Raw genomic sequence first — 8805 nt, 5'->3', positions numbered from 1 at the left:
CGTCAGTTATTTTACCGGCAATAGAGAAAGGACTGGAAGCCCGTGAGCTTACGGTTTCCTGGGTCAAAGGAGTCGGGGCGGCAGCAGGTGGGGCAGCTTCGATGTTTTCGGTATATGCGGATGGTGCAAATACTTACGAAGAGTTTCAGAATAATCGATTTGTCCTGATGAGTGTGATGGGGTTGAAAACATTTGTGGATGGGCTGGCTGTCACAAAATCGGTCGGTCTTCTGCTGGAACAGTTTAGTAAACCGATAGCTAAAAAAATCGCTGGCAAAATTACAGGTGCTTTGGCCTGGGAGCTTTTAGGGATCCGAATACTTGCAGTACTGATGACCTGGGAAGTCTTGGTGGCAATAACTTTGCTGCAGGTGGTTGTGACCTGGATATCGGACGATGAGCTCCAGGTGTGGTGTAAGAAATGTGTGTTTGGCACAGCACCATTCAACCGCAGTGTGACAGACCAGAATAAAGCCCTGGAAGCAGCAATAAAGGATATTTCATGAATTCAGTTGAAAATCAGCAGATATGTTCGCGGTTTGTTGAGCCAGAAAAATTAGCCAATTTACGAACCAGGCAGGAAATTGAGGTGATGAACGGCAGACCGTGGACGCGGGAGCTTCCCCCTCCGCCGGTATTGCCACCTTATGGTCCTCTGGAAAAAATCAATGGCCGAATTGAATCTTTTCGCAGCGAATATTATCGGGAGTATTTTGATGCAAATGCCTACCGGACTCACTCTTTGCCGGAGATAACTGACGGGCAGCGAGGTGCGGCTGCCGGTGCAGCGATAGTTGCAGGAAGTCCTGGCGTCGGGGCTGTGATGATGGCTGAAAGTGAATCTTCAAATGATTCGGCGGAATATGTACAGGGGATGATTAATGGTCAGCCGTTCCGTGGTTGGGTGGGTGTCACCCGACTTCAGGCTGGCGATAATGTGGACATGGTTGTTGAGTGGCAGCATGACCATTATGAAGTCTATGCCATTGCGTTACCGAAAGAGCGGATAGTCTCGATATGTCCGAAATGTGATATGGGGCATATTGCGCATATGCTTTGGCGGATTAAAAATATGATTATTTTAACAGCTATACTCATCTTTATGTTTGCATGTATTTGCCTTGTTAAATCCTTAAATGAGGTGGGCTGGGGACAGTTGAATTTTTGGAAAGAATATTTTGTTTTTCTCATGATGATGCTAGGGCTGGCTTTTCTTTTTACTGGAGCGATTGCTATTGCAGCTTATAAAACCTACTCTTCCACTTGTTGTAAGCTGGCTGAAGAGATATTTCAGTTGCTGGGGGTGAATAATTTTGTAGCAGTCAATCTCAATAAATTAACCCAAAAACGCGAAAAAAAAATGATGCAGAAGAGGGAATGGTACGATCCGGGTGATAAAAATAAACCGGCCTGCCCTTCTTCTAAGTTTATTTATTCGGGGGAGTGGTGGTTTTACTATTAGTTAAATATATTACAATATTTATTCTTAACTGATGGGGTTGAAAACATTTGTGGATGAGCTGGCTTTCACAAAATTGTTCGGTCTTCTGCTGGAACCGTTTAGTAAACCGATAGCTAAAAATATAGCTGGAAAAATCACAGGTGCTTTGGCCTGGAGTTTTTAGGGACCCGAATGCTTGCAGTACTGATGACCTGGGAAGCCATGGTGGCGATAACTTTGTTACAGGTGGTTGTGACCTGGATATCGGACGATGAGCTCCAGATATGGTGTAAAAAATGCGTGTTTGGCACAGCACCATTCAACCGCAACGTGGCAGACCAGAATAAAGCTCTGGAAGCGGCGATAAAGGATATATCATGAATTCAGAAGAGCAGAAGCAAATATGTTCCCGGTTTATCAAACCAGAAAAATTAGCCGATTTACGGACAAAACAGGAAATTGAGGTGATGAACGGCAGGCCGTGGACGCGTGAGCTTCCTCCTCCGCCGGTATTGCCGCCTTATGGCCCTCTGGAAAAAATCAGCGGGCGGCTGCAGTCTTTCCGTAGCGAATATTTTCGGGAATATTTTGATGCAGATGCCTACCGGACCAGCACGTTGCCGGAGATATCAGATGGCCAGCGCGGAGCTGCCGCTGCTGCCGCGATAGTGGCAGGAAGTCCTGGCGTCGGGGCTGTAATTATGGCTGAGAGCGAATCATCGAATAATTCGGCGGAATATGTGCAGGGAGAGATTAATGGCAGGCCATTTCGCGGCTGGGTGGGTGTCACCCGGCTTCAGGCTGGTGATAAGGTGGACATGATTGTTGAGTGGCAACACGATCATTACGAGGTCTATGCCATTGCGTTACCGGAAGAGCGGATAGTGTCTGTATGTCCGAAATGTGATATGGGGCATATTGCGCATATGCTGTGGCGGATTAAACATATGTTTATTCTCACGGGGATTTTTTTCTTCTCGGTGCTTTTTGCGGGAGTTCTGAGTGAAGTGATTGAAGGCACCTGGAAGAGCCTTGAGTCATTTATCACCACATACTTTTGGTTGTATGTTATAGCATTGTTGGGGGGGGGCTTTCAGGATTAATTGCATTCTTTGCCTATAAAGCCAGTGCGCCAACACGCTGCAAACTGGCTGAGGAGATATTTCATTTGCTGGGTGTGAAAAATATTTCAATAGTAAATCTCAATAAGCTGACAAAAGAACGTGAGCAACAACTTAAAAATAAAGGGGAGTGGTATGACCCGGATGATGAGGATAAACCTGCCTGCCCTAGTGCTGAATTCATTTATTCATTTGAGAGCTGGTTTTACTACTAATTAAATAGACTGCAGTATTGGTTTTTAGCGCAAACGGAAATATCTGCACAAATGTGTGGCAGTAACGTTGTAAAAATGATTGAGCGAAATTTAATGGGGAAGAGTAGGTGTCATGCTCTATGAGGGGGCGCTGAGGACATTTATTATTCAGCGAAATGGGAAACATTATAAACACCAATAAATTGCAATGTGCTTTTAATATCATTATGGCAGGGTTGATTATGGATAGTGAATCTTTTTATGATATAAATGAAAAAATTACCAATGCCGCTTTTGAAAAAAACGGGCAATGCTTTCTACTGATAGATGCATCTTTAGAACAGTATCAATCAGAGCTTTTTTTGCCTGATATTCTTAGGGAGTATAAATCTTATCCTGTTATATTCCACCAGAGAGAACTTCAAAGCGCTGTACCACTTTACCTTTTTCCTCTTAGTACCTTCAGTGAGAGAGATGGTCAGTTGTTTAAGAATAGTATTTATCATTCACTGAATGAGTTGAAAACAGAAAAACTTGATTCCGGGGAAGGACGCAGCGTGTGTGCATGGATTTCGACGGATTTAACTGGGGAACAGCTTGCTGAACAGGTCGCTTTGTCCACCGTACAGTCGATTCAATCAGTTGGTGATATATTACTTCGCTATTACGATCCATCAGTATTTGGTTTGTTAATGCCTATTCTGGATAAATGGCAAAAACAACAACTATTAAGCAATGTTAATACATGGTCTTATATCGATGGGGACGGAATAGCTCAGATAGTGAATGGTGATGGTGAATGCAAAAAAAAATTAAACCACTCACTTGGATTGACCGAGCAAAATGCATTAGAAATTGAGCGAATTTTAGTTATTAATAATGTTTTGCGCATATATCGAAAAATGAATGCGCCCCATAAACTCAGTGAGCGCGAGGTGATGAAATTATTGCGCTCTGCGCTGAATTATTATTATGCAACTTTCTCTGCATCCAATAATGATGTTATTGAGTTCGGGCTTGATGTGTTGAACGCACAGCGACTATTTTATCAGGATGGAGTATTTGAGAAGTTCGTATTTAGTAATCGCAGCAAAGACCTTCAGTTATACTCAGATATTAAATCCAGAATTGACAGTATGGCATGTTAAGAAGTGTTTTCGTTTAAGAAAATGTGCCATTAACAATGGTGGAGAATGATATGAATTGGCCCGTACAAATAATCCCTCCAGCCGATAAGGCTCCTGGAATTAAATGGAGTAACTGGTTTTTTTCTTTCATAGGTATTTTGTTGACTTTGGTGGTTAGTTGGGTTGGGGCAAAAATCGCTTCCCCTACGGAAGAGAATGCGCTATTAAAATTGCTTACCTTGTTGTTTTTTTTGGTGCCGCTTGCTTTTTCTCTCATTATTTCCTTTAGGGCCTATTACCATGGTTTGTGTTTGTCGGCATTCGAAGCAAGAGAGCGCGAAGCAGCATTAGTCAGGGAGCACTGGTCTGAATGGGCAAATCAAAAATTTTATGTTTCCGCTTATAAATTGTTTCTCCCTTCTGTAATATCGCAAACCGATATAGCAATGTCTAATTCTGTTGAGATATATAATAATCAGCAATTGAAACTACGGGGTCATAACGATGAGTTATATTCTGAAGAACAACTAATTTATGAACTGTTGGCGTCTGTCAGGGTAAGGTTGTTACGACTGAAAGAATCATGTATATTCGATATCGTATTTACCTATGATAGTAGTTATATTACTTTCTCTACATTTAAAGAATGTTGGGCTGCAATCGGTTTTGATGGTAGTTGCTTAGGTAATTATTATTATTGGAATAAAATATTAGAGCAGGAATTTGATACACTATCTAATGTTTCATCCAATCGGGTATTAATAATAATATCTGCAAACATTGAGAGTTTTGAAAAATATCCCCCTAACTCAACGGAATTTGCTTCAATATTGCTGGTGACTCATCAAGAGCAACCGCCGGAAAAAGACAATGGTGGTGTGGCTTTGCGAGCGATGGCATGCAACAAAAATCTAACCAAACAAGAAGTCATCCACATGATGACTTACCAGCCAGATGTGCTTAAAACGACAAAAGTGCTTTTTAGCAATATGAATATACAGGATGTTTCAGAAGTCTCAGAGATATTAAGGCTCTCTTCTTTATCTATGAATGTTGAATGGGAACATGATATAAAGCATTTAAATTTGATATTGGGTAATTTATGTGAGACCCATTTTTGGTTGGTGTTCGCTCTGGCGCTTTTCATATCAGAAAAAAATAATGAATCGGTTTTAATGGTCGCCAGCGTTGGTGATGAATACGTTTTTAATGTCATTAAACCGTTTGATAATAGCAAGGAGCATTAAATTGAATACCCCGGCAAAATGGAGAGTGATTGGCCTTGTCTCCTGTCTCATTATCTTTGGCGTGCTGACTTTTATAGGATGTTACTACTATGGGGATATCTTTGGATGGGTATCTTCTAAAGAAAAAGTGAGCCTTTGGTTCTTATGTATGTTTTTATTTTCCGTATTCCTGATGTTGATGAACTTTGGTGTGTGGTTCCATCAAAAAGAGTATCGCTTTCAGCGTATGACGGGAGGGAAGTCCGTCACAGCTAATGTCCGTAATAACTATAAAAAATCCAGTAAAAAGGATCCTGTAAAAGCTCATTTACGCCGGCGCTATAGCTTCTTATGGCGTCGTAAAGTCCGCCTGCTGTTAATCACCGGCGATGAAGCCGCTATCGAACAGCTGGTTCCCGGCCTGCAACAGCAGCAGTGGCTCGAAGGCAACCGCACCGTGCTGATTTACGGCGGCAGCCTGGCACCGGAGCCTGACCGCGAAAAATACACCGCATTGCGCAAGCTGCGCCGCGGACGCCCGCTGGACGGGATTGTCCGTGTCATGCCCCCGTCACTTAACCTGACCCCGCAAATCAGCGACTGCGATTTACGCGGACTGGAAAAAATCAGCGAACTGCTGCGCTATTCCGCCCCGGTCTGGCTGTGGCAGCTGTGCGACAGCAACTGGTCGCAGCGTACGCGTCCTGAGCAGGCTGTCGGGGCAAGCTTTCCCCTGCGCGCAAAAGAAGACGATATTATCCGCCAGCTGGAGCGGATGCTGCCGGCCCTGCGGGCGCAGGGGGTAAGTCAGGTCGCGGAAGACAACAGCCACGACTTCCTGCTGCGTTTGGGCCAGCACCTCCAGGACGGCGGTATCGCCCGCCGGGCTCAGCAACTGCTGCCATGGCTTTCGGTCTCTCAGCAACGCGTTCCGCTGCGTGGCCTTATGTTCAGCCTGCCGGAGAATACATCCGCCAGTACGTCAGCGGGAACGGCCGGTGCTGACCAGTATGTCCCCGAATCACAGCGCCATGCCCTGACCCTGCCGGCGACCTGGCAGGGTATCGTTGACGACTGCACCCGTATACGTGGCCGCCGTGTCGGCATGGCGTGGGAGAGGACGCTTGCCTGGACACTGATGACCCTCATCGGTGTCTGGGGGGCGGGGACGCTGCTGTCGTTTACGCTCAACCGCCAGCAGATAGTCTCTGTTGCGCAGCAGGCGCATGCCCTGGTGGCGCATCCTTCCGTGTCGGACGACCAGCTGACGGCCCTGCACGCCCTGCGTAATGATGCCGGTCGCCTGCTGCACCACGTTCAGAAGGGCACGCCATGGTATCAGCGCTTTGGCCTTGACCATAACCCGCAGCTGCTCGACGCGATGCTGCCCTGGTACGGCGAGGCAAATAACCACCTGATACGCGACCCGGCAAATGCCGCGCTTAAGCAGAAGCTCAGCGCGCTGGCAAACTCGGCCCCCAACAGCGACCAGCGGGCGCAGCTGGCGAAACCGGGCTACGACCAGCTGAAGGCCTGGCTGATGATGGCCCGGCCGGATAAAGCCGACGGCGCATTCTACGCGCAGACCATGAAAACCGTGCAGCCCACGCGGAAGGGCATCTCAGCCGGTCTGTGGCAAAGCCTGGCGCCGGATTTGTGGGCTTTTTACATCACCGGACTGCCTGCGCAGCCGCAGTGGACAATCACACCGGATGCGCAGCTGGTCAGCCAGAGCCGCCAGGTGCTGCTGCAGCAGATAGGACGGCGCAACGCGGAAAGCACGCTGTATGAGAACATGCTCAAATCCGTGCGTCGTAACTTCGCCGATGTGTCTCTGGAGGACATGACCGGCGGTACCGATGCGCGGCGACTGTTCACCACTGAGGAGGTGGTGCCGGGGATGTTCACCCGCCAGGCCTGGGAGGGGGGGATTCAGCAGGCCATCGAAAAGGCAGCGAACTCCCGCCGGGATGAAATCGACTGGGTGCTCAGCGACAGCCGGAAAGCCGTCTCCTCAGACCTGTCGCCGGAAGCCCTGAAAGCGCGTCTGACACAACGTTACTTCACTGACTTTGCTGGCAGCTGGCTGAGCTTCCTCAACAGCCTGCAGCTTAATCCGGCGAACAACATTGCGGACGTTACCGACCAGCTGACGCTGATGAGTGACGTCCGCCAGTCGCCGCTGATTGCCCTGATGAATACCATCGCCTGGCAGGGACAGACCGGCCAGCAACGCGAAGGCCTTTCGGACTCCATCATCAAATCGGCCAAAGACCTGGTCGGCGGAAAAGACAAACCGGTGATTGACCAGTCTGCATCAGGCCCGCAGGGGCCGCTGGATGAAACCTTTGGTCCGCTGCTTCAGCTGCTGGGCAAAAACAAAGGCAGCAACGTGATGTCGGCGGATAACACGCTGAGCCTGCAGACTTACCTGACCCGTATCACCCGCGTGCGTCTGCGCCTGCAACAGGTGGCCAGCGCTTCTGACCCGCAGGCGATGATGCAGACCCTGGCGCAGACCGTATTCCAGGGCAAAAGCGTGGACCTCACCGACACCTGGCAGTACGGCAGCCTGATTTCGGCAAGCCTTGGCGAGGAGTGGAGCGGTTTTGGCAGCACAATGTTTGTGCAGCCGCTGACCCAGGCCTGGGAGACCGTGCTTCAGCCGTCGGCAGCCAGCCTGAATGATAAATGGAGCCGCTCGGTTGTCGCGAACTGGCAAACTGCCTTTGACGGTCGTTTCCCGTTTGCCGCCAGCAAAAGTGATGCCTCCCTGCCGATGCTGGCGGAGTTTGTGCGCAAGGACAGCGGGCGCATTGAGCGCTTCCTGACGACGGAGCTCAGCGGTGTGCTGCACAAGGAGGGCAGCCAGTGGGTGCCGGATAGGGTCAACAGCCAGGGGCTGAGCTTCAACCCGGCCTTCCTGCGGGCCATTAATCAGTTGAGCCAGCTGTCGGACATTCTGTTTACCGATGGTAGTCAGGGCATCAGCTTTGAGCTGCAGGCGCGCCCTGTGCCGCAGGTGGTGGAAACGCAGCTGACCATTGATGGGCAAAAGCTGCACTACTTTAACCAGATGGCTGACTGGCAGTCCATTCGCTGGCCTGGCTACACTTACAAACCAGGAACCATGCTGACATGGACCACCGTCAATGCCGGTGCGCGTCTGTTTGGTGATTACAGCGGGACCTGGGGCTTTATTCGCTGGCTTGACCTGGGTAAGCGTCAGCAGCTTGACCGCAGCCAGTGGATGATGAGTTTCACCGCACCGGATGGCCGCACCCTGCAGTGGGTGCTGCGCTCACAGCTCGGAAAAGGTCCGCTGGCGCTGCTGGAATTACGCGGCTTCACGTTGCCGGATCAGATATTCAGCGTCGACAGCGCGGCTACGGCTCAGGCGCTGATGACCAAAACGGAAGACAGTGATATGGACGGAACCGAATAATGGGCACTCTGCAGAATCGGCTTGCTGCCTGTCAGGCGGATGAAAACCTGCTGCGACAGCAGGCGCAGTCACGCACGGAAAACTGGCAGCCCTGGCTCGCCCCGGTCAGCGCTACCCGTCCGAGGGAAGAGGTGCCGGGATATGACGATGATTCCCAGCTCATCCGGGAGGAGGTCAATAAACTCTCCGGCATACGCCGCGGGCTGATCAGCGGGCGATGCTCAAACGTCTGTACCTGCAATAGAGTTGGC

At 49.2% G+C, this 8805-nt stretch carries 8 protein-coding genes and 1 pseudogene; all 9 read left to right on the top strand.

All coding sequences use genetic code 11. The features are described 5' to 3' along the window. Positions 1-506 (top strand): hypothetical protein (locus tag ABLU96_RS03770; protein ID WP_348862331.1); only part of this gene is annotated, 506 nt, incomplete at its 5' end. Then, positions 503-1462 carry a putative type VI secretion system effector gene (locus ABLU96_RS03765; protein WP_064406651.1) on the top strand — a complete coding sequence of 320 codons (960 nt, stop codon included), beginning with the start codon at positions 503-505 and terminating at the stop codon, positions 1460-1462. The genes ABLU96_RS03770 and ABLU96_RS03765, both read left to right, overlap by 4 nt. A gap of 171 nt (positions 1463-1633) precedes the next feature. Continuing rightward, entirely contained in the window at positions 1634-1822 is a 189-nt protein-coding gene (locus tag ABLU96_RS03760) for a hypothetical protein (RefSeq protein ID WP_064375894.1), read from the top strand. Next, positions 1819-2544 carry a putative type VI secretion system effector gene (locus tag ABLU96_RS03755; protein ID WP_064406649.1) on the top strand — a complete coding sequence of 242 codons (726 nt, stop codon included), beginning with the start codon at positions 1819-1821 and terminating at the stop codon, positions 2542-2544. Before ABLU96_RS03760 ends, ABLU96_RS03755 begins: the two co-directional genes overlap by 4 nt. 65 nt (positions 2545-2609) lie before the next feature. Beyond that, positions 2610-2777, top strand: a complete 168-nt coding sequence (locus tag ABLU96_RS03750) for a hypothetical protein (protein ID WP_163521035.1) — start codon at positions 2610-2612, stop codon at positions 2775-2777. Positions 2778-2998: 221 nt separating this feature from the next. Continuing rightward, positions 2999-3904: a DUF4123 domain-containing protein gene (locus tag ABLU96_RS03745; RefSeq protein ID WP_163521037.1), complete on the top strand. Its 906-nt coding sequence runs from the start codon at positions 2999-3001 to the stop codon at positions 3902-3904. A 50-nt stretch (positions 3905-3954) separates the two neighbouring features. Next, positions 3955-5130, top strand: a complete 1176-nt coding sequence (locus tag ABLU96_RS03740) for a hypothetical protein (protein ID WP_064406644.1) — start codon at positions 3955-3957, stop codon at positions 5128-5130. Then, positions 5093-8554 carry an ImcF-related family protein gene (locus ABLU96_RS03735; protein ID WP_074189049.1) on the top strand — a complete coding sequence of 1154 codons (3462 nt, stop codon included), beginning with the start codon at positions 5093-5095 and terminating at the stop codon, positions 8552-8554. The genes ABLU96_RS03740 and ABLU96_RS03735 overlap by 38 nt, the downstream gene beginning before the upstream one ends. Further along, a pseudogene (locus ABLU96_RS03730) lies at positions 8554-8763 on the top strand (type VI secretion system protein TssA); the annotation flags it as partial. The gene ABLU96_RS03735 and the pseudogene ABLU96_RS03730, both read left to right, overlap by 1 nt. Positions 8764-8805: the final 42 nt, after the last annotated feature.

This window comes from Klebsiella sp. CN_Kp106, assembly GCF_040064575.1.
Lineage (GTDB): Bacteria > Pseudomonadota > Gammaproteobacteria > Enterobacterales > Enterobacteriaceae > Klebsiella > Klebsiella michiganensis.
Note: the sequence above shows the minus strand (reverse complement) of the source record. Positions and strands in the feature narration are given on the sequence as shown.

What these genes read in the sequence shown, in the direction of transcription:
- ABLU96_RS03765 (WP_064406651.1), top strand. Translation starts at nt 503, where the DNA reads ATGAATTCAGTTGAAAATCAGCAGATATGTTCGCGGTTTGTTGAGCCA.
- ABLU96_RS03760 (WP_064375894.1), top strand. Translation starts at nt 1,634, where the DNA reads ATGCTTGCAGTACTGATGACCTGGGAAGCCATGGTGGCGATAACTTTG.
- ABLU96_RS03755 (WP_064406649.1), top strand. Translation starts at nt 1,819, where the DNA reads ATGAATTCAGAAGAGCAGAAGCAAATATGTTCCCGGTTTATCAAACCA.
- ABLU96_RS03745 (WP_163521037.1), top strand. Translation starts at nt 2,999, where the DNA reads ATGGATAGTGAATCTTTTTATGATATAAATGAAAAAATTACCAATGCC.
- ABLU96_RS03740 (WP_064406644.1), top strand. Translation starts at nt 3,955, where the DNA reads ATGAATTGGCCCGTACAAATAATCCCTCCAGCCGATAAGGCTCCTGGA.
- ABLU96_RS03735 (WP_074189049.1), top strand. Translation starts at nt 5,093, where the DNA reads ATGTCATTAAACCGTTTGATAATAGCAAGGAGCATTAAATTGAATACC.